Below are 18,457 nucleotides of genomic sequence, written 5' to 3'. Positions count from 1 at the left end.
CAGCATGTGTTGTGTCTCGTCCAGCACTGTGCCGCAGGCGTCACAGTCCCGGCAGGCATTCGCAACCGTCAGCCAGCGAACGGATTTCCTGGCCGGCCACGATGAAATGGTCGAGCAGATGCACGTCGATGAGTTCGAGCGTCCTTGCCAGCTCGCGAGTCAGGTGCACGTCGCTCTGGCTGGGCGCGGTGGTGCCGGAAGGATGGTTGTGCGCCACGATCACGCCCGCCGCATTATGCACCAGCGCCTGGCGCGCGACCTCGCGCGGATACACCGCAGTGCGCGTCAGGGTGCCCCGGAACAGTTCTTCGCAGGCAATCATGCGGTTGCGCGGATCGAGGAACAGGCACAGGAAGACTTCGTGCGGCAGCGATGCCAGCGTCAGGCGCAGGTAGTTGTGCACCGCCGCGCGCGAGTCGAAGCCGGTCGGCAGCCTTAGGGATTCGGCCAGCGCGCGGCGCGCCAGTTCGGGGATGGCCTGCAGCTGTGCGTATTTGGCAACGCCCATGCCCTTGATGCCAGCCAGCGCGCCGGGTTCGGACGCGAACAGGGCGGTCAGCGAGCCGAAGCGGTGCAACAGCTCGCGGGCGAGGTCGACGGCACTTTTGCCAGCCGCGCCGATGCGCAGGAACACCGCCAGCAGTTCGGCGTCTGACAGGGCGGCGGCGCCGCATTCCAGCAGTTTTTCGCGCGGCCGCTCGCAGGCGGGCCAATTGGCTATGGTCATGGGCGTTCAGGGTTTGGACCGCCGGCCGGAGACTGGAAGGGTAGAAGGGGTATACGCTTCGGCACGGCGAGCGATGGGCCAGTCGAATACAATACGGGTTGTTCGTGCGACACGCACACTCGTGTCCGTCCGCGTCGCGTTAGACGCATCGACCCTGGGAGAGTACTCCCACATGCTAGTGAAACGAAGCCCACCATAGCTTACGCCGCTAGCGCCTGCTCACTTTTCAGAGTTATCTGAGAAGCGTTGCTTGCAGTACTGGCTTGCCAGCCAGTGCCCGCCCAAAGGCGCGAACCACGCCCTCGGGTGTGGCGTTGTCCACTCTCCAAGAGGGGACAATGGCTTTACATGCCGAAGTTTGGCATCAAGTTTGAACGTGGCCACGTTGGCCACCAAACGCCAAGTGGGCGAATGTCATCTGCCCACAAGGCGGAGCATTTGCATTTCCGGTCCAGTCGGACCGGCAGGTAGGGTTCAGGCGGAGCGAAAGCTCTGCACGCTATGGTTCGGTCAGACACGTCCGTGAGGGCGCTTTGATAGAGAACCTGCTATGCGACTAGCAGTAGCCTAGGGAGACATGCGTCACTGGTAACGGTGGGGTATGAAGCTCTCCTGACAATGTAGCCCCCGTAAGGGTGCCAGAGGACCGTGAGGTCTTCTGGTAGAGACTCCGAGCAGCCATGGGGTCGAGGAGCTAGGCTGACTGGTATGGGTAACGGAAGTGAACTGCTGATAAACGTCGTGAGTATTGCGGTGCCAAAGCTGCTGACAGGCACTAACCAAAACGGTATTTGGTCGGTTGCTCCGCTGGACATTCGGAGCACGTCGTCACTAGACCATCGGCGAAGAGGCAGACCCTAACCCGGTCTTGTAGCGTGCAGGGAACGTGGTAAGCCCGTATGGCTGCCCGAGCGCAGTGTGGCTCAGGCAGGCGGACCGTAAGGAACGCTGTTGGCTGTGCGGGTATGGGAGGTTGGAGAAAGCGAACGCCGGGTTGTAATGATTCGGATAGGGGTTGAAACATCACCTCACGCGAAAGCGGGCAGACTTCCAACTGGTCTTTCGTCGCAGGACGACTGGCTAACCCGCTTGAAACCGAAATTTCTTCCCCTGAGGGGCAATATGCCCCTCAGGGGGCATGTTGTCTCTGCGTTTTGGGGGAAGACCTCAAGATAGGAGAGCAGCATGGAAGCATTTATCCGTGAGGATAAATCTGCGCTCTCCGGCGCACCGCAACGCTGGGATGCCATCAATTGGCGCCAAGTGGAACGGAACGTCCGGGCAATGCAGATTCGAATTGCGAAGGCAACACAGGAAGGGGACTGGCGCAGGGTGAAAGCCTTGCAACGGTCTCTGACCCGCTCGTTTTCCGCCAAGGCATTGGCGGTAAAGCGAGTGACGGAGAACCAAGGTAAGCGAACGGCAGGCGTCGATCGCGAACTGTGGGACTCGCCTGAAGTCCGGTGGGAAGCCATCGGACGGTTAAAGCGCCGAGGGTACAGGCCATTGCCATTGCGGCGGGTCTTTATTCCTAAGGCCAACGGGAAGGAGCGCCCACTAGGCATTCCGACCATGTTGGATCGAGCCATGCAGGCCTTGCACCTGCTGGCGCTGGAGCCGGTGTCCGAAGGGACGAGCGATCCGAATTCTTATGGGTTCCGGATCAATCGTTCCACGGCGGATGCCATGTCACAGCTGTTCGTCAACCTGTCCAGAGGGCACTCAGCCCAATGGATACTGGAGGCGGATATCAAAGGTTGCTTTGACCATATCAGTCACGACTGGCTGGAGCGCAATGTCCCGATGGACAGAGTCATCCTCCGCAAGTGGCTGAAGGCTGGCGTGGTATTTCAGGGCCAGTTTCAGGCGACCGAAGCCGGAACACCGCAGGGAGGAATCATCTCCCCGACTCTGGCAAACGTGGCGCTGAACGGGTTGGAACGACAACTGGTTGCTTCCTTCGAGAAGAATCTGGGGGTCGCCAAAACGCGGAAGCTGAAGGTGAATGTTGTGCGCTATGCGGACGACTTCGTGATCACAGGCACTACGCCTGAGATCCTACAAAACGAGGTGAAGCCGTGGGTGGAGCAGTTCCTAGCGGTACGAGGGCTGACGCTATCAACGGAGAAAACGCGGATCGTCAACATAGCCGACGGCTTTGACTTTCTTGGGTGGAACTTCCGGAAGTACTCCGGAACACTGCTCATCAAGCCGAGCAGGAAGAACGTGCAGACGTTCTATCGCAAGGTGAAGGATGTCATCAGTGCCAACAAGACGGTGAAGCAGTCAGAGCTGATTCGACTGCTGAACCCGATGCTAAGAGGTTGGGCGCAGTACCACCGCGCCGTAGTGGCGAAGGCGGCTTTCAACCGTTTGGGGCACGACATCTTTCGTGCCCTATGGCGGTGGGCCAAGCGGCGACATCCAGGCAAGAAGGCGGATTGGGTGCGGAAGAAGTACTTCGGCTTAGTCGGTCAGCGCAGCTGGGTGTTTGGCACCACAGTAGTGAAAGATGTCGATAGTGAGGTATGGGTTGAGTTGTACTCGCTCGCGAGCACGCCCATCCAAAGGCACAAGAAGGTCAGAGGGGATTACAACCCTTTTGATCCGGCGCAGGAGGTGTATGGTGAAACATTGCGACAGGAGCGGCTGCTTGACAGCATGGCGCACCGAAAGCAGTGGATCAAGCTGTACATGTCCCAGCGGGGCTTGTGTGCTCTGTGTCAGTGCAAGATGACCAAGGACACTGGGTGGCATGACCACCACATCGAGTACCGCGTACGCGGTGGCTCCGATGGTCTGAGGAACCGCGTGCTGCTGCATCCGAGCTGTCACGTCCAAGTGCATAAACACGGGCTTTCTGTTGTAAAGCCGGTGCCATCGATTTGATGGTATTTTGTGAAGGCTTGAGCCGTATGCGGGGAAACCCGCACGTACGGTTCTTAGGGGGGAGTGGGCCAGCAATGGCTTGCTCCTACCCTCCCTCGGTTGATCACCCATGAATTTGCAAACTTTCGCGTCGGAAGCCGACGGCGGCACGGCTGGCCGCAAGACTGTCCTGGCCGACTCTTTCCTGACCCTGCACTACAGCATCTCGCTAGAGAACGGCACCGAGGTCGTCAGCACCTTCGACGACAAGCCCGCCACGCTGCTGCTCGGCCAGGGCCAGCTCGCGCCCACGCTGGAGCAGGCGCTGCTGGGCATGCCGGAAGGCGAGCGCATGACTTACCGTCTCGCTCCGGAGCACGCGTTCGGGCCGCGCAATCCCGAACTGCTGCAGTGGGTGTCGCTGGCCACGCTGCGCGAGAACAGCTCGTTCGAGGAAGACTACAGCCCGGGCGACCTGGTCGAGTTCAACGCGCCCGGCGGCGGCAAGTACGCGGGCGTGCTGAAGGAAATCGGCGAGACCGCGGCGCTGTTCGACTTCAACCATCCGCTGGCCGGGCAGACCATCCTGTTCGACGTGCAGCTGATCGGCATCCTCTGATTGCGCCAACGTGCCGACTCCTGTCCAGATACGCAGCATGCCTGACCTGACCACCGCACCCGACGCCGAGATCCTGATGGCCCAGCCGCGCGGCTTCTGCGCAGGCGTGGATCGTGCCATCGAGATCGTCGAGCGCGCGCTCGCGCGCTTCGGCGCGCCGATCTACGTGCGCCATGAAATCGTGCACAACGCCTACGTGGTGGCGGACCTGCGCAGCAAGGGCGCGGTGTTCGTGCGCGAGCTGGACGAGGTGCCCGCCGGCGCCACCGTCATCTTCAGTGCGCACGGCGTGTCGCGCGAAGTGCGCGAGGACGCCGCCAAGCGCGGCCTGCACGTGTTCGACGCAACCTGCCCGCTGGTGACCAAGGTGCATGTCGAAGTCAGCAAGATGCGCGCGGAAGGCTGCGAGATCGTAATGATCGGCCATCGCGGCCACCCGGAGGTCGAAGGCACCATGGGCCAGGCCAACAGCGGCATGGTGCTGGTCGAGACGGCCGACGACGTCGCCAGGCTGCAGATCGCGGACCCGGCGCGGCTTGCCTTCGTGACCCAGACCACGCTGTCGGTGGACGAGACCCGCGAGATCGTCGCCGCGCTGAAGGCGCGCTATCCGCAGATCCGAGAGCCGAAGAAGCAGGATATCTGCTATGCCACGCAGAACCGCCAGGACGCGGTCAAGTTCATGGCGCCGCAGGTCGAGGTGGTGATCGTGGTCGGCAGCCCCAACAGCTCCAACTCCAACCGCCTGCGCGAACTGGCGCAGCGCCTGGGCGTGCCGGCCTATATGGTCGATGCGCCGGAGCAGGTGCGCCCGGAATGGATCGCCGGCAAGCGCCGCATCGGCCTGACCGCCGGGGCCTCGGCGCCCGAGGCGCTGGCGCAGTCGATCGTCGATCGCCTGCGCGCGCTCGGTGCGCGCCAGGTGCGGGCACTGGAGGGCATCGAGGAAAACATGGCGTTCCCGCTGCCGCGCGGCTTGATGCCGGCCAGCGTCGCCGCCTGAACGGCAGCGGGCCGGCCCGCATCTCGATACGCCGATGACAAAAGCGCCGCGCAATGCGGCGCTTTTTTTTTTGCGCTTGCCTGCGCGGTCGCGATTCATGGGCTTATGACGCGCAATGCACATTATCGGTGCAATGCGATCGGTGCATGTATAACCCGCGTGTTTGGCGAACAGACAAATAGGGGTAATCCCCGTAACTGGGGTTTTCCCTATTATGGTGCGGCGCTACATTCTGCACATTAGAGATTGGTGCGCCGCATTTGAAATGAAATGCCTAATTAATTAAGGCCTATTATAGTGGCGCAGCCCGCGCCTAATGCCGCCCGCCAGGCGGTGCAGGCACGATTCTTGTAAGTATGTGGGACGGCCCCGCCATGTGAGTGGGAATTGCCCCAATTTGTGCATTGGGGAAATTCCCTAGCTCATTTGCAGGGTAAATCGGTCGACTTGTTGCGTCGCGTATTGCATCTGCAAAGAAAGGGGATACAATGCGCGCGTTTCAAATTGAAACTAAACAAAGGCGGTCCAGGGAAACGTCCGGGAGGCGTTGCAAATCCCTGTTTTTGTGAATCCTAGGAGATCACTCATGCAAATCACGTTTGCCAAGATTCTGCCGATCGCGGCCGCAGTGGCGCTGGTAGCAGCTTGCGGCAAGAAGGAAGAGAAGCCGGCGGATGCGGCCTCTTCGGCGCCGGCCGCAGCAGCCCCTGCCGCGGGCGGTGGCGAGACCGTCGTCAAGATCGGCCACGCGGCCCCGCTGACCGGCGGTATCGCGCACCTTGGCAAGGACAACGAAAACGGCGCCCGCCTGGCCGTGGAAGAAGTCAACAAGGCCGGCCTCGAGGTCGGTGGCAAGAAGATCAAGCTGGAACTGGTCGGCGAAGACGATGCCGCCGATCCGAAGACTGGCACCTCGGTGGCACAGAAGCTGGTCGACGCCAAGGTCGTGGCCGTGGTCGGCCACCTGAACTCGGGCACGTCGATCCCGGCCTCCAAGATCTATAGCGATGCCGGCATCGTGCAGATCTCGCCGTCGTCCACCAACCCGGACTACACCAAGCAGGGCTTCAAGACCACCTATCGCGTGGTGGCCACCGACGCACAGCAGGGCCCGGCACTGGCCAACTATGCCAGCAAGACCCTCCATGCCAAGAGCGTGGCGATCGTCGACGACGCCACCGCCTACGGCAAGGGCCTGGCCGACGAGTTCGAGAAGACCGCCAAGGCGGCCGGCGTGAACGTGGTGGCACGCGAGGCCACCAACGACAAGGCTACCGACTTCAAGGCCATTCTCACCAAGATCAAGGGCAAGAAGCCTGACGTGATCATGTACGGCGGCATGGACGCCACCGGCGGCCCGTTCGCCAAGCAAGCCAAGGAACTGGGCATCGGCGCCAAGATCGTCGGCGGCGACGGCGTCTGTACCGACAAGGTGGCCGAGCTGGCCGGCGATGCCGTGACCAACATCATCTGCTCCGAGGCCGGCCTGGCCCTGTCGAAGATGGAGCAGGGCGCGGACTTCTCCAAGCGCTACCAGGCACGCTTCAACGCGCCGGTGCAGATCTACGCGCCGTTCACCTATGACGCGGTGATGGTCATCGTCGACGCCATGAAGCGCGCCAACTCGACCGAACCGGCTGCCATCCTGGCCGAAATGCCCAAGACCAACTACAAGGGCGTGATCGGCAACATCGCCTTCGACGAGAAGGGCGACATGAAGGAAGGCACCATCACGCTGTACGAGTACAAGGACAAGAAGAAGTCCGTCCTTGATGTCGTGAAGATGTAATCAGGGCTTACCGGCCCATCCGAACGGCACCGTGAGTATTTTGCGGTGCCGTTCTTTTTAGCCTCGCCTAATGTAGAAGCATCCTTACCCTGGATGGAGCATGGCGGGCCGCTTACCAGCAACGCAACCTCGGCAACCTTACCCATCACCACATCAATGTCCCTCCCCCGGCATCCACACCATGCCGTCAGGTAAGGGACTGAAGCAGGAGTTTTCATGGATATCCTTATCCAGCAGATCGTGAACGGTCTGGTGCTCGGCAGCATCTATGCGCTGATCGCACTGGGCTACACCATGGTCTACGGCATTCTGGGGATCATCAACTTCGCCCACGGCGATGTCCTGATGATCGGCGCGCTGACCGCCCTGTCAGCGATTCTTGGCCTGCAGAAGTTCGCCCCCGGCTTGCCCGAATGGCTGACGCTGGTCATTGCGACCCTGGTCGCGATGCCGGTCTGCGCAATACTGTCTTACTCGATCGAGCGAATCGCTTACCGGCCCTTGCGCAATGCGCCACGGCTGGCCCCGCTGATTACCGCGATCGGCGTGTCCATCATCCTGCAGACGATGGGCATGCTGATCTGGTCGCGCAACCCGCTGACCTTCCCGCAACTGCTGCCGTCGGAGCCGATTGATATCGGTGGAACCGGCGCCACCATCACCGGAAAGGAAATGGTCATCATCGGCCTGGCCGTGATGGTGATGTCGGGCCTGCTGGCACTGGTGAACCGCACCAAGCTCGGCCGCGCCATGCGCGCCACCGCCGAGAACCAGAAGGTGGCCGGCCTGATGGGCGTGAACCCCAATTTTGTCATCTCCGCCACCTTCATGATCGGCGCCACGCTGGCGGCGCTGGCCGGCGTGATGATGGCCACCAACTACGGCAACGCCCACTTCTACATGGGCTTCATCCCGGGCCTGAAGGCGTTCACCGCCGCGGTGCTGGGCGGCATCGGCAACCTTGCCGGCGCGATGGTCGGCGGCATGCTGCTGGGCCTGATCGAGGCGCTGGGTGCCGGCTATATCGGCGACCTGACCGGTGGTGTGTTCGGCTCGAACTACCAGGACGTCTTCGCCTTCATCGTACTGATCACTGTGCTCGTCTTCCGTCCGTCCGGCATCATGGGCGAACGCGTGGCGGACCGCGCCTGAGGAGAGCGAATCCATGAATACCCCGATTCCATCCACGGCCGCCGTCGCGGCTCCGACGAAGGTGCCGGCCAAGACCCTGGCCGCGCTGATCGGCTTCCTGGTGGTCGCGCTGTGCGCACCGTTCATCGTCCAGACCCTGGGCGGCAACTACTGGGTCCGCGTGCTGGACTTTGCGCTGCTGTACATCATGCTGGCGCTGGGCCTGAACATCGTGGTGGGCTTTGCCGGCCTGCTTGACCTGGGCTATATCGCGTTCTACGCGGTCGGCGCCTACCTGATGGCTTTGCTCGGCTCGCCGCACCTGGCGAACCAGTTCGAGTGGATCCACCAGCTGTTCCCTACCGGCATCCATTTGTCGATGTGGTTCGTGTTGCCGATCGCGATCCTGGTGGCCGCCACGTTCGGCGTGCTGCTGGGGGCGCCGACGCTGAAACTGCGCGGCGACTACCTCGCCATCGTGACGCTGGGCTTCGGCGAAATCATCCGCATCTTCATGAACAACCTGGACCGTCCGGTGAACATCACCAACGGGCCCAAGGGCATCACCGCGGTGGACCCGGTCCATATCTTCGGCTTCGACTTCTCCAAGTCGCACGAGATCTTCGGGCTGAAGTTCACGCCGGTGTTCATGTACTACTACCTGCTGGTGTTCCTGGTCATCGTGATCGTGTTCGTGTGCCTGCGTTTGCAGACCTCGCGCATCGGCCGGGCCTTCGTCGCTATCCGCGAGGACGAGATCGCCGCCAAGGCAATGGGCATCAACACCCGCAATATCAAGCTGCTGGCCTTTGCCATGGGCGCGTCGTTCGGCGGCGCCTCTGGCGCGGTGTTCGGCGCGTTCCAGGGCTTCGTGTCGCCGGAATCGTTCACGCTGTGGGAATCGATCTACGTGCTGGCCATCGTGGTGCTCGGCGGCATGGGCCATATCCCGGGCGTGATCCTGGGCGGCGTCCTGCTGGTGGGCTTCCAGGAGCTGCTGCGCGTGGTGGCGGAGCCGATGCAGACCGGCTTGTTCGGCCATGTGATTGTGGATGCCGAAGTCCTGCGCCAGCTGCTGTTCGGCCTGGCCCTGGTTGGCGTCATGCTGTACCGCCCGGCAGGCATCTGGCCGTCGCCGCGCAAGGAAGACCGCCCGGTGGTGCGCCGTGCGGGCAGCGTGGGCCGTTTCTGACCAGGAGGACAACATGAGCAACAACGATTTCCTCCTGTCGGTACAGGGGGTCAACAAGCGATTCGGCGGCCTGCAGGCACTGTCCGAGGTGGGCCTGCAGATCAAGCCGGGCGAGATCTATGGCCTGATCGGCCCCAACGGCGCCGGCAAGACCACCTTCTTCAACGTGATTACCGGGCTGTACACGCCGGATTCGGGCGAGTTCGTGCTGGGCGGCAAGCCCTACCAGCCGACCGCCGTGCATGAGGTGGCCAAGGCCGGCATCGCGCGCACGTTCCAGAACATCCGCCTGTTCGGCGAGATGACCGCGCTGGAAAACGTGATGGTGGGGCGGCACGTGCGCTCCAAGGCCGGGCTGTTCGGTGCGATCTTCCGGCCGCCTTCGGTGCGCCGCGAGGAAGAGGGCATCGAGGACATGGCGCATGACCTGCTCGACTACGTTGGCATCGGCAAGTACGCCAACTTCACCGCGCGCAACCTGTCGTACGGCCACCAGCGCCGGCTGGAGATCGCCCGCGCGCTGGCGACCGAGCCCAAGCTGCTGGCGCTGGACGAGCCGGCCGCGGGCATGAACGCGACCGAGAAGGTAGAGCTGCGTGGCCTGCTCGACAAGATCAAGAACGACGGCAAGACCATCCTGCTGATCGAGCACGACGTGAAGCTGGTGATGGGCCTGTGCAACCGCCTGACCGTGCTGGACTATGGCAAGGTGATTGCCCAGGGCCTGCCGCACGAGGTGCAGAACAACCCCGCGGTGATCGAGGCATACCTCGGCACCTCGGCGCACTGATGGCGGGAGGGAAAGCAATGACACAGCCAGCAATGAAACAGACAGTACTGAAGATCTCCGGCCTGAAGGTCGCGTACGGCGGCATCCAGGCCGTCAAGGGCATCGACCTGGAAATCCAGGACGGCGAACTGGTCACGCTGATCGGCGCCAACGGCGCCGGCAAGACCACCACCATGAAGGCCATCACCGGCCTGCAGGGCTGGGCCGGCGGCGACGTGGAGTACATGGGCAAGTCGATCAAGGGCGTGCCCAGCTACACGCTGCTCAAGCAGGGGCTGGCGATGGTGCCGGAAGGCCGCGGCGTGTTCGCGCGCATGACCATCACCGAGAACCTGCAGATGGGCGCCTACACGCGCAACGACGAGGCCGGCATCAAGGCCGACGTCGACCGCATGTTCGGCATCTTCCCGCGCCTGAAGGAACGCGCCAACCAGTTGGCGGGCACCATGTCCGGCGGTGAGCAGCAGATGCTGGCGATGGCGCGCGCGCTGATGAGCCAGCCCAAGGTGCTGCTGCTGGACGAGCCGTCGATGGGCTTGTCGCCGATCATGGTCGACAAGATCTTCGAGGTCGTGCGCGATATCTCGGCGCAGGGCGTGACCGTGCTGCTGGTCGAGCAGAACGCGCGCCTGGCGCTGCAGGCAGCGCACCGCGGCTACGTGATGGAGTCCGGGCTGATCACCATGAGCGGTGACGCCAAGCAGATGCTGGACGATCCCAAGGTGCGGGCCGCCTACCTGGGCGAGTAAAGGCGTCGGCAAGGTCGAGTGGTTTTGGGTGCTCCCAAGCCGCTCGAACTGGCCTAAACAAGGTGTTCCCCCTCATGGGGAGAGGGTTGGGGTGAGGGGCGGGCTAGCAAGGCACCACGCCGAGCGAAGCCAACGGTTCTAAACCCGCGAGCATCAGCTTTTGACGCTCCTGCCCTCACCCCCGGCCCCTCTCCCGCAAGCGGGAGAGGGGAGCAAACCTGCCAGTGTGCAAGGTTTGCAGCAGCCCTCACGCCTCGCTTACGCGAGGCTTTTTTGTCAGGCCAGCTTCTTCAGCAGCGTGCGCAGCATGCCGATCATCTGGTCGATCTCTTCGCGCGTGACGTTCAGCGCCGGCATGAAGCGCAGCAGGTTGGCGCGCGGCGCGTTCAGCAGCAGGCCTTGCGGATCCATGTCGCGGGCTTCTTCCACCAGTTGCGGGCCGATGTCCTTGTCCAGCAGCAGGGCGCGCAGCAGGCCTTCGCCACGCTCGCCGCCCAGGCCGAACTCGGCCGACAGCGCCAGCAGCTGCTCCTTCAGGTATTCGCCCTTGGCCTTGACGTCATCCAGGAAACCCGGCGCGGTCAGCTGCTCGATCACTGCGCTGCCCACCGCGGTCATCAGCGGGTTGCCGTTGTAGGTGCCGCCCTGGTCGCCGGCCTCGAAGCTGGCGACTTCGGCCTTGCACAGCAGCGCAGACAGCGGCACGCCGCCGCCGATGCCCTTGCCCAGCGTCATGATGTCCGGCTCGACGCCCGACAGCTCGTACGCGAACAGCGTGCCGCAGCGGCCGCAGCCGGCCTGCACTTCATCGACGATGAACAGCAGCCTGTGCTTGTCGGCCAGTGCGCGCAGGCCCTGCATGAACTCGCGCGTGGCGGGGATCACGCCGCCTTCGCCCTGCACCGGTTCCAGCATGATGCCGACGGTCTTGTCGGTGATCAGCTTCTCGACCGAGGCCAGGTCGTTCAGCTCGGCCTTGGGGAAGCCCGGCACCTGCGGCGCGAAGATGGTGTCCCAGCCGGCCTTGCCCGACGCGCTCATGGTGGCGAGCGTGCGGCCATGGAAGCTGTGGTCCATGGTGATGATCTCGTAGGCGCCGTTCTTGTGCTTGCGGCCCCATTTGCGCGCCAGCTTGATCGCACCTTCGTTGGCTTCGGCGCCGCTGTTGGCGAAGAAGACTTTGTCGAAGCAGCTGTTATCGGTCAGCTGTTTGGCCAGGCGCAGCATCGGCTCGTTGTAGAAGGCCGGGCTCGGGTTGATGATCTTCTTCGACTGCTCGACCAGCGCGTCGATCATGCCCTGGTTGGAGTGGCCCAGGCAGTTGACCGCCCAGCCCTGCACAAAGTCCAGGTATCGCTTGCCGTTGTGGTCCGTCAGCCAGGAGCCCTTGCCTTCGGTGAAGACGAGCTCGGGCCGGTTGGTGATGTACATCAGGGATTGGACGGGAAACTCAGCAAATGCCATGGCGGACTCCAGGGGTCGGCTTTAAACGATGGACGGACAAGCAGGAAAAAAGCGGAAAAGCGCGGAAAAACAAAAAGCCACGGGGGTTGCCCGTGGCTCGTTGACCTGAACAGACGCAGTCGACGGTCAGCCGCGTGGCACCCCAGCGGGGAGCGACGTACGGAAGCTGCGGCGTCGGTTGAAGGTCGTATGCATGCGGGCAAATATAAGGCGCATGGGCCCGGGTGTCAAAACCAATTTTGGCGGACCCGGGCATTGTTGCGCTGGCGGAACGGCGTGCCGGCCCGGGCGGGTCAGGCAGCGGGTGCTGCCGGCGTGGCCGGGTGCATGTCGGCCTCGGAGGTGAACGAGTCGGCGAAGAACGCGTCTTCGTGCAGCTTGCACTGGCGGGTGAAGTCGCCGCGCGCGGCGTTGATCATCACCGGCGCGCCGCAGGCGTAGACCTCGTGGCCCGACATGTCGGGATGGTCGGCGATCACCGCCTGGTGGACGAAGCCCGTGCGGCCCTGCCAATTGTCTTCGGGCAGCGCGTCGGATACCACCGGCACGTACCTGAAGTTGGGCAGGTCGCGCGCCCATTGCTCGGCCAGCGCGTGCATGTACAGGTCCTTGGGCCGGCGGCCGCCCCAGTACAGCGTCATCGGGCGCGTGATGCCGGTGTAGGCGGCATGCTCGACGATGGCCTTGATCGGGGCGAAGCCGGTGCCGGAAGCCAGCAGGATGATCGGGGCGGTCGATTCCTCGCGCAGGAAGAAGCTGCCCAGCGGGCCTTCGAAGCGCAGGATGTCGCGTTCCTTCATCGCCGGGGCACCTTCCTTGGCGCCGAAGACATAGTCGGTGAAGGCGCCGCCCGGCATATGGCGGATATGCAGTTCGATCGGACCGTCCTCGTGCGGCGGCGTGGCGATCGAATAGCTGCGGCGCTTGCCGTCGCGCAGCAGAAATTCCACGTACTGGCCGGCCAGGTACTGCATGCGCTCGGTCGCGGGCAGCTGCAGCTTGATGGCGATCACGTCATCGGCCAGCCGCTCCAGCGAGGTCACGCGGCACGGCACCTTCTTGATCGGGATGTCGCCGGCGCCGTGGACTTCGCGGCATTCGATGGTAATGTCGGACGACGCGTTGGCGCAGCAGAACAGCGCGCGGCCCTCGGTCTTTTCCTGCGCGGTCAGCGCGGCCGGGGCGTGGTCGCCCTGCACGATGGTGCCTTCCAGCACGCGGCCCTTGCACGAGCCGCAGGCGCCGTTCTTGCAGCCGTAGGGCAGGCCGATGCTGTGGCGCAGGGCCGCGCCGAGGATGGTTTCGTCCGCGGCCACTTCGAACTTGTGGCCACTGGGCATGACGGTTACTTGATAAGCCATAATCGGTCTATGAGCCAAATTCAGTCGATGCTGCAGCCCTCGCGCCTCCCGCTCCTGCCGGCTTTACCAGTTTTGCCGGTCCCCAGCCGCCGGCTGGGTCGTCCGCGCCTGTTGATCGTCGGGTGCGGGGATGTGGGGACGCGCTGCCTGCGAATCCTGTCGTCGCGCATGCGCGTGTTTGCCGTCACGTCGCAGCCGGCGCGCCGCGCCGAACTGCGCGCCGCCGGTGCGGTGCCGCTGGTGGCGGACCTGGACCGGCCGGTGACGCTGGCGCGGCTGCGCGGGCTGGCCACGCAGGTGCTGGACCTGGCGCCGCCGCCCGGTCAGGGCGAGGGCGATCCGCGTACGCGTGCCTTGCTCGCCGCCTTGCGCCGCAAGGCCTGGCGGCAGGGCGGCACGCCTGGCGGCGAGCCCGCCATTCTACCCGACCGGGGCCTTCGCCGCCGTGCCTTTGTCTACGCCAGCACCTCGGGCGTCTACGGCGACCGGCAGGGCGCGCGGGTGTCGGAATTTCATGCCGTGCGGCCGCAGACGGCGCGCGCGCGCCGCCGCGTGGCCGCCGAGGGGGCGGTGCGCGCCTTTGGCCGCGATGCCGGCTGGCGCACCAGCATCGTGCGCATCCCGGGCATCTATGCCGCCGAGCGGCTGCCGGTGGCCCGGCTCAAGCGGGGCACGCCCGCGCTGGTGCCGCAGGACGACGTCTACACCAGCCATATCCATGCCGACGACCTGGCTCGCATCATGGTTGCCGCGCTGGTCCGCGGCCGGCCGCAGCGGGTGGTCCATGCCAGCGACGATACCGAGCTGCGTATGGCCGACTACTTCGACCTCGTTGCCGATCGGCGCGGCCTGCCGCGGCCCCCGCGTATTACGCGCGGCCAGGCGCGTGAAGTGATTGAGCCGACGCTGCTGAGCTTCATGAGCGAGTCGCGCCGGCTCGACAACCGCCGCCTGAAGCGCGAGTTGCGGCTGCGGCTGCGCTTTCCCACGGTCGCTTCCTTCTTCGACGCCTGAGCGCGCCCGCGGTCGCGCCCCGTGCCCCTGGCACGGGGTTTGCTCATCCTGGCGTCACTTCAATCCTGTCTATACAGCAACACTTCTGGCGTGCCAACGTGGTGCTTTCCGCACCTACGGCAAGCCGCAGCACCGTTGTGGTGGTTGATGCCTCCGCGCCGTCCAGCCGATTTCCGCGGTGATGTGACGTCTAACCCCTCGGGGGAAGCCCTACATTGACTTGTATATACAGGCATTGTTTAATGCCCGAAAACGAGCGCGCCACAAGCATGGCCTGCCGTCGACGGACACACCAAAGGAGCGTTTCGATGAGGATGGAAAGCCGCATGCAGGGCAGGATTCAAGGCAGGATTCGTGGCCGCAAGGCAATGCAGGCCGCGCTGTTTGCCGCGGCAGTCACCATGGCAGGCGCCGGCCACGCGCAGACCACCAAGGTCACGCTCGGCATGAGCGGCTGGACCGGCTTCGCGCCGCTGACGCTGGCCGACAAGGCAGGCATCTTCAAGAAGAACGGTGTCGAGGTCGACATCAAGATGATCCCGCAGAAGGACCGCCACCTGGCGCTGGCCGCCGGTGCGATCCAGTGCGCGGCGACCACGGTCGAGACCCATGTGGCCTGGAACGCCAACGGCGTACCGATCACCCAGATCGTGCAGCTCGACAAGTCCTACGGCGCCGACGGCCTGGCCGTGCGCGGCGACGTCAAGACCTTTGCCGACCTGAAGGGCAAGACCATTGGCGTCGATGCGCCGGGCACCGCGCCGTACTTCGGCCTGGCCTGGATGCTGAAGAAGAACGGCATGTCGCTGAAGGACGTCAAGACCACGACGCTGTCGCCGCAGGCGGCGGCGCAGGCGTTCGTGGCCGGCCAGAACGACGGCGCCATGACCTACGAGCCCTACCTGTCCACCGTCCGCCAGAACCCGGACAAGGGCAAGATCCTGGCGACCACGCTGGATTACCCGATGGTGACCGACACGCTGGGCTGCGCGCCCAAGTGGCTCAAGGAGAACCCCAAGGCGGCGCAGGCGCTGGTCGACAGCTACTTCGAGGCGCTCGAGATGATCCAGAAGGAGCCGGCGAAGGCTAACGAAATCATGGGTGCCGCAGTCAAGCAGACCGGCGAGCAGTTCGCCAAGTCGGCCGCCTACCTGCGCTGGCAGGATCGCGAGGCCAACAAGAAGTTCTTCTCCGGCGAACTCGCCAGCTTCAGCAAGGAAGCGGCGGGCGTGCTGATGGAAATCGGCGTGATCCGCCAGGTGCCCGACGTGACGGCGTTGTATGACGCGCGTTTCCTCAAGTAAGCAGAGCAGTCGCAAGGAGGCGTGAACGTCATGACGCAAGCCCGAATCGGTTCCCACGCGCCCGCAGCGGTGTCCGCCCCCCCGGCGGCACCGGCGCGCCGGCGCCATCCCTGGCTGGCACCGCTGGTGCCGGTGCAGCCCAATACCCGCTGGATGCTGGGCCTGTCTTTCTTCGTGCTGTTCTTCGGCGTGTGGGCCGTGGTGACGCTGGGCGGCTTCGTGCCGCGCACGTTCCTGGCCGATCCGCTGACGATGGCCAAAGAGGGTCTGATCCTGTTCACCGAGCACAACTTCATCGGCGACATCGGCATGACGGTGTGGCGCGTTGTAGGCGGCTTCGTGCTGGCGGCGGTGCTGGCGGTGCCGCTGGGCATCTTCATGGGCGCGTACAAGGCGGCCGAGGCGTTCTTCGAGCCCTTTGTTTCGTTCTGCCGCTACCTGCCGGCGTCGGCCTTCATCCCGCTGCTGATCCTGTGGGCCGGCATCGGCGAGACCCAGAAGCTGCTGGTGATCTTTATCGGCTCGTTCTTCCAGATCGTGCTGATGGTGGCGGTGGCGGTCGGCGGCGCGCGCAAGGACCTGGTCGAGGCCGCCTACACGCTCGGCGCCAACAGCGCCGGCATCGTGCGCCGCGTGCTGATCCCGGGCGCCGCGCCGGAAATCGCCGAGATCCTGCGGCTGGTGCTGGGCTGGGCCTGGACCTACGTGATCGTGGCCGAGCTGATCGGCTCGTCGTCGGGCATCGGGCACATGATCACCGACAGCCAGGCGCTGCTCAATACCGGGCAGATCATCTTCGGCATCATCGTGATCGGCTGCATCGGCCTGGTCTCCGACCTTGTCTTCAAGCGCGCCAACCAGCGCCTGTTCCCGTGGAGTTCGATCCAATGAGCGCACTGTCCATCCAGCAGGTCTCGCGTACCTTCTCCAACCCGCGCGGCGGGAAGACGCTGGCGCTGCAGCCGGTCGATTTCGAAGTGCGCGATAACGACTTCGTCACCATCCTGGGCCCGTCGGGCTGCGGCAAGTCCACGCTGCTGCGCATCGTGGCCGGGCTGGACACGCCTTCCACCGGCCGCGTGCTGCTCGACGGCCAGCCGGTCTCCGACCCGGGCGCCGACCGCGGCATGGTGTTCCAGTCGTACACGCTGTTCCCGTGGCTGACGATCGAGCAGAACGTGCGCTTCGGCCTGCGCGAGCGCGGCATGAGCGCGGCGGAGCAGAAGGAGCGCAGCGACTTCTTTATCCAGCGCGTGGGGCTGCGCGGATTCGAGCACCATTACCCGAAGCAGCTGTCGGGGGGCATGCAGCAGCGCACCGCGATCGCGCGGGCGCTGGCCAACGATCCCAAGATCCTGCTGCTCGACGAACCGTTCGGCGCGCTCGACAACCAGACCCGCGTGCTGATGCAGGAGTTATTGCTCGGCATATGGGAAGCGTCGCGCAAGACGGTATTATTCGTGACCCATGATATCGACGAGGCCATTTTCATGGCCAACCGGGTGGCGGTGTTTTCCGCCAGGCCGGGCCGGATCAAGAGCGATATCGCGGTCGATTTTCCGCATCCGCGCCATTACACGATCAAGACCTCTCCGGAGTTTTCCGCGCTCAAGGCGCGGCTGACCGAGGAAATCCGCGCCGAGGCCATTGCCGCGGCCGAGCACTGAAACGCCATGAACCACGCCGTCGGCTCCGCCACCCCAGCTTCCTCTCCCACCGCGCTCTACCAGCAGGTGAAGGAGTACATCGCCCGCCAGATCCAGAGTGGCGCGTGGCAGCCGGGCGACCGGGTGCCGTCGGAGCAGGAACTGGTGAACCGCTTCGGCGTCTCGCGCATGACCGTCAACCGGGCCCTGCGCGAGCTGTCGGAGCAGGGGCGGGTGGTGCGCGTCGCCGGCGTCGGCACCTTCGTCGCCGAGCACAAGCCGCAGTCCACGCTGCTGTCGGTGGTCAACCTGCAGGACGAGATCCGCATGCGCGGGCATGACTATGCCTGCGACGTGATCCTGGTCGAGCGGGTGTCGGCGTCGATCGAGGTGGCGGCCGCGCTGGAGCTGCACACCGGAGAGTCCGTGTTCCATTCGGTCTGCGTGCATCGCGAAGATGGCGTGCCGGTGCAGCTGGAAGACCGCTACGTGAACCCGCGCGTGGCGCCGGACTTCATCGGCCAGGACTTCAGCGCGACCCAGCCCGGCGAATACCTGTTGCGCCACGTGCCCTACGATCAGGTAGAGCACGTGGTCGATGCCATTGCCGCCACGCCGGAGCAGGCCGCGCAACTGGAAATGCCGCCAACGCAACCTTGCCTGATGCTGACCCGCCGCACCTGGACCAATGGCGTGCCAGTGACATTCGTTCGTTGCCTGCACCCGGGCAACCGTTACCGCCTCGGCAGCCGATTCCGCGCCGACGGCAATCCCGCTTTCGGCTGATCCGCGCGAGGGTC

At 64.3% G+C, this 18,457-nt stretch carries 16 protein-coding genes; 13 read left to right on the top strand and 3 right to left on the bottom strand.

Annotated elements, in window-relative coordinates; translation table 11 throughout:
* Nucleotides 1–40: 40 nt before the first annotated feature.
* The gene (gene radC / locus AC5WJ1_RS13625) at nt 41–727 is read right to left on the bottom strand and encodes a RadC family protein (protein ID WP_133092215.1); all 687 of its coding nucleotides are present in this window, start codon (nt 725–727) and stop codon (nt 41–43) included.
* Nucleotides 728–1,912: 1,185 nt separating this feature from the next.
* Here radC and ltrA point away from each other — a divergent pair.
* The 8 genes from ltrA to AC5WJ1_RS13585 all read left to right on the top strand — a co-directional run bounded on the left by ltrA (nt 1,913) and on the right by AC5WJ1_RS13585 (nt 10,868).
* Nucleotides 1,913–3,616 (top strand): group II intron reverse transcriptase/maturase, encoded by a 1,704-nt coding sequence (gene ltrA, locus AC5WJ1_RS13620; protein WP_494476163.1) that lies wholly within the window; start codon nt 1,913–1,915, stop codon nt 3,614–3,616.
* 109 nt (nt 3,617–3,725) lie between these two features.
* Nucleotides 3,726–4,214 carry an FKBP-type peptidyl-prolyl cis-trans isomerase gene (locus AC5WJ1_RS13615; protein ID WP_133092214.1) on the top strand — a complete coding sequence of 163 codons (489 nt, stop codon included), beginning with the start codon at nt 3,726–3,728 and terminating at the stop codon, nt 4,212–4,214.
* A gap of 37 nt (nt 4,215–4,251) precedes the next feature.
* On the top strand, nt 4,252–5,217 hold the full coding sequence (gene ispH, locus AC5WJ1_RS13610; RefSeq protein WP_133092213.1) for a 4-hydroxy-3-methylbut-2-enyl diphosphate reductase: 966 nt from the start codon (nt 4,252–4,254) through the stop codon (nt 5,215–5,217).
* 586 nt (nt 5,218–5,803) lie between these two features.
* Nucleotides 5,804–7,006 carry a branched-chain amino acid ABC transporter substrate-binding protein gene (locus AC5WJ1_RS13605; RefSeq protein WP_133092212.1) on the top strand — a complete coding sequence of 401 codons (1,203 nt, stop codon included), beginning with the start codon at nt 5,804–5,806 and terminating at the stop codon, nt 7,004–7,006.
* A gap of 216 nt (nt 7,007–7,222) precedes the next feature.
* Nucleotides 7,223–8,158, top strand: coding sequence for a branched-chain amino acid ABC transporter permease (locus AC5WJ1_RS13600; protein ID WP_135705865.1), 936 nt, complete (start codon nt 7,223–7,225; stop codon nt 8,156–8,158).
* A gap of 13 nt (nt 8,159–8,171) precedes the next feature.
* Nucleotides 8,172–9,329, top strand: coding sequence for an ABC transporter permease subunit (locus AC5WJ1_RS13595; RefSeq protein WP_133092210.1), 1,158 nt, complete (start codon nt 8,172–8,174; stop codon nt 9,327–9,329).
* Between the two features lie 13 nt (nt 9,330–9,342).
* Nucleotides 9,343–10,119: an ABC transporter ATP-binding protein gene (locus AC5WJ1_RS13590; RefSeq protein ID WP_133092209.1), complete on the top strand. Its 777-nt coding sequence runs from the start codon at nt 9,343–9,345 to the stop codon at nt 10,117–10,119.
* Between the two features lie 32 nt (nt 10,120–10,151).
* Complete coding sequence (locus AC5WJ1_RS13585; protein WP_195431914.1) at nt 10,152–10,868, top strand: ABC transporter ATP-binding protein; 717 nt, start codon at nt 10,152–10,154, stop codon at nt 10,866–10,868.
* A 276-nt stretch (nt 10,869–11,144) separates the two neighbouring features.
* Here AC5WJ1_RS13585 and AC5WJ1_RS13580 read toward each other — a convergent pair whose 3' ends face one another.
* Nucleotides 11,145–12,332 carry an acetylornithine transaminase gene (locus AC5WJ1_RS13580; protein ID WP_133092207.1) on the bottom strand — a complete coding sequence of 396 codons (1,188 nt, stop codon included), beginning with the start codon at nt 12,330–12,332 and terminating at the stop codon, nt 11,145–11,147.
* 293 nt (nt 12,333–12,625) lie between these two features.
* Nucleotides 12,626–13,693: a CDP-6-deoxy-delta-3,4-glucoseen reductase gene (locus AC5WJ1_RS13575; protein WP_135705864.1), complete on the bottom strand. Its 1,068-nt coding sequence runs from the start codon at nt 13,691–13,693 to the stop codon at nt 12,626–12,628.
* A gap of 9 nt (nt 13,694–13,702) precedes the next feature.
* Between AC5WJ1_RS13575 and AC5WJ1_RS13570 the strand changes: the two genes are divergently transcribed.
* From AC5WJ1_RS13570 to hutC, 5 genes are all read left to right on the top strand, one after another.
* Entirely contained in the window at nt 13,703–14,707 is a 1,005-nt protein-coding gene (locus tag AC5WJ1_RS13570; protein WP_195431912.1) for an NAD-dependent epimerase/dehydratase family protein, read from the top strand.
* A 368-nt stretch (nt 14,708–15,075) separates the two neighbouring features.
* Complete coding sequence (locus tag AC5WJ1_RS13565) at nt 15,076–16,011, top strand: ABC transporter substrate-binding protein (RefSeq protein ID WP_371702380.1); 936 nt, start codon at nt 15,076–15,078, stop codon at nt 16,009–16,011.
* 30 nt (nt 16,012–16,041) lie between these two features.
* On the top strand, nt 16,042–16,902 hold the full coding sequence (locus AC5WJ1_RS13560) for an ABC transporter permease (RefSeq protein WP_133092204.1): 861 nt from the start codon (nt 16,042–16,044) through the stop codon (nt 16,900–16,902).
* On the top strand, nt 16,899–17,678 hold the full coding sequence (locus tag AC5WJ1_RS13555; RefSeq protein ID WP_133092203.1) for an ABC transporter ATP-binding protein: 780 nt from the start codon (nt 16,899–16,901) through the stop codon (nt 17,676–17,678). The genes AC5WJ1_RS13560 and AC5WJ1_RS13555 overlap by 4 nt, the downstream gene beginning before the upstream one ends.
* 6 nt (nt 17,679–17,684) lie before the next feature.
* Complete coding sequence (gene hutC, locus AC5WJ1_RS13550) at nt 17,685–18,443, top strand: histidine utilization transcriptional repressor HutC (protein ID WP_029046008.1); 759 nt, start codon at nt 17,685–17,687, stop codon at nt 18,441–18,443.
* Nucleotides 18,444–18,457: the final 14 nt, after the last annotated feature.

The organism is Cupriavidus sp. MEYA8 (assembly GCF_059278825.1).
Note: the sequence above shows the minus strand (reverse complement) of the source record. Positions and strands in the feature narration are given on the sequence as shown.

Bases quoted from the DNA above. Each gene is read 5' to 3' on its own strand.
- AC5WJ1_RS13590 (WP_133092209.1), top strand. From the start codon at position 9,343: ATGAGCAACAACGATTTCCTCCTGTCGGTACAGGGGGTCAACAAGCGA.
- hutC (WP_029046008.1), top strand. From the start codon at position 17,685: ATGAACCACGCCGTCGGCTCCGCCACCCCAGCTTCCTCTCCCACCGCG.
- AC5WJ1_RS13555 (WP_133092203.1), top strand. From the start codon at position 16,899: ATGAGCGCACTGTCCATCCAGCAGGTCTCGCGTACCTTCTCCAACCCG.
- AC5WJ1_RS13575 (WP_135705864.1), bottom strand. From the start codon at position 13,693: ATGGCTTATCAAGTAACCGTCATGCCCAGTGGCCACAAGTTCGAAGTG.
- AC5WJ1_RS13605 (WP_133092212.1), top strand. From the start codon at position 5,804: ATGCAAATCACGTTTGCCAAGATTCTGCCGATCGCGGCCGCAGTGGCG.
- ltrA (WP_494476163.1), top strand. From the start codon at position 1,913: ATGGAAGCATTTATCCGTGAGGATAAATCTGCGCTCTCCGGCGCACCG.
- AC5WJ1_RS13585 (WP_195431914.1), top strand. From the start codon at position 10,152: ATGAAACAGACAGTACTGAAGATCTCCGGCCTGAAGGTCGCGTACGGC.
- AC5WJ1_RS13595 (WP_133092210.1), top strand. From the start codon at position 8,172: ATGAATACCCCGATTCCATCCACGGCCGCCGTCGCGGCTCCGACGAAG.
- radC (WP_133092215.1), bottom strand. From the start codon at position 727: ATGACCATAGCCAATTGGCCCGCCTGCGAGCGGCCGCGCGAAAAACTG.
- AC5WJ1_RS13615 (WP_133092214.1), top strand. From the start codon at position 3,726: ATGAATTTGCAAACTTTCGCGTCGGAAGCCGACGGCGGCACGGCTGGC.
- ispH (WP_133092213.1), top strand. From the start codon at position 4,252: ATGCCTGACCTGACCACCGCACCCGACGCCGAGATCCTGATGGCCCAG.
- AC5WJ1_RS13570 (WP_195431912.1), top strand. From the start codon at position 13,703: ATGAGCCAAATTCAGTCGATGCTGCAGCCCTCGCGCCTCCCGCTCCTG.
- AC5WJ1_RS13565 (WP_371702380.1), top strand. From the start codon at position 15,076: ATGCAGGCCGCGCTGTTTGCCGCGGCAGTCACCATGGCAGGCGCCGGC.
- AC5WJ1_RS13600 (WP_135705865.1), top strand. From the start codon at position 7,223: ATGGATATCCTTATCCAGCAGATCGTGAACGGTCTGGTGCTCGGCAGC.
- AC5WJ1_RS13560 (WP_133092204.1), top strand. From the start codon at position 16,042: ATGACGCAAGCCCGAATCGGTTCCCACGCGCCCGCAGCGGTGTCCGCC.
- AC5WJ1_RS13580 (WP_133092207.1), bottom strand. From the start codon at position 12,332: ATGGCATTTGCTGAGTTTCCCGTCCAATCCCTGATGTACATCACCAAC.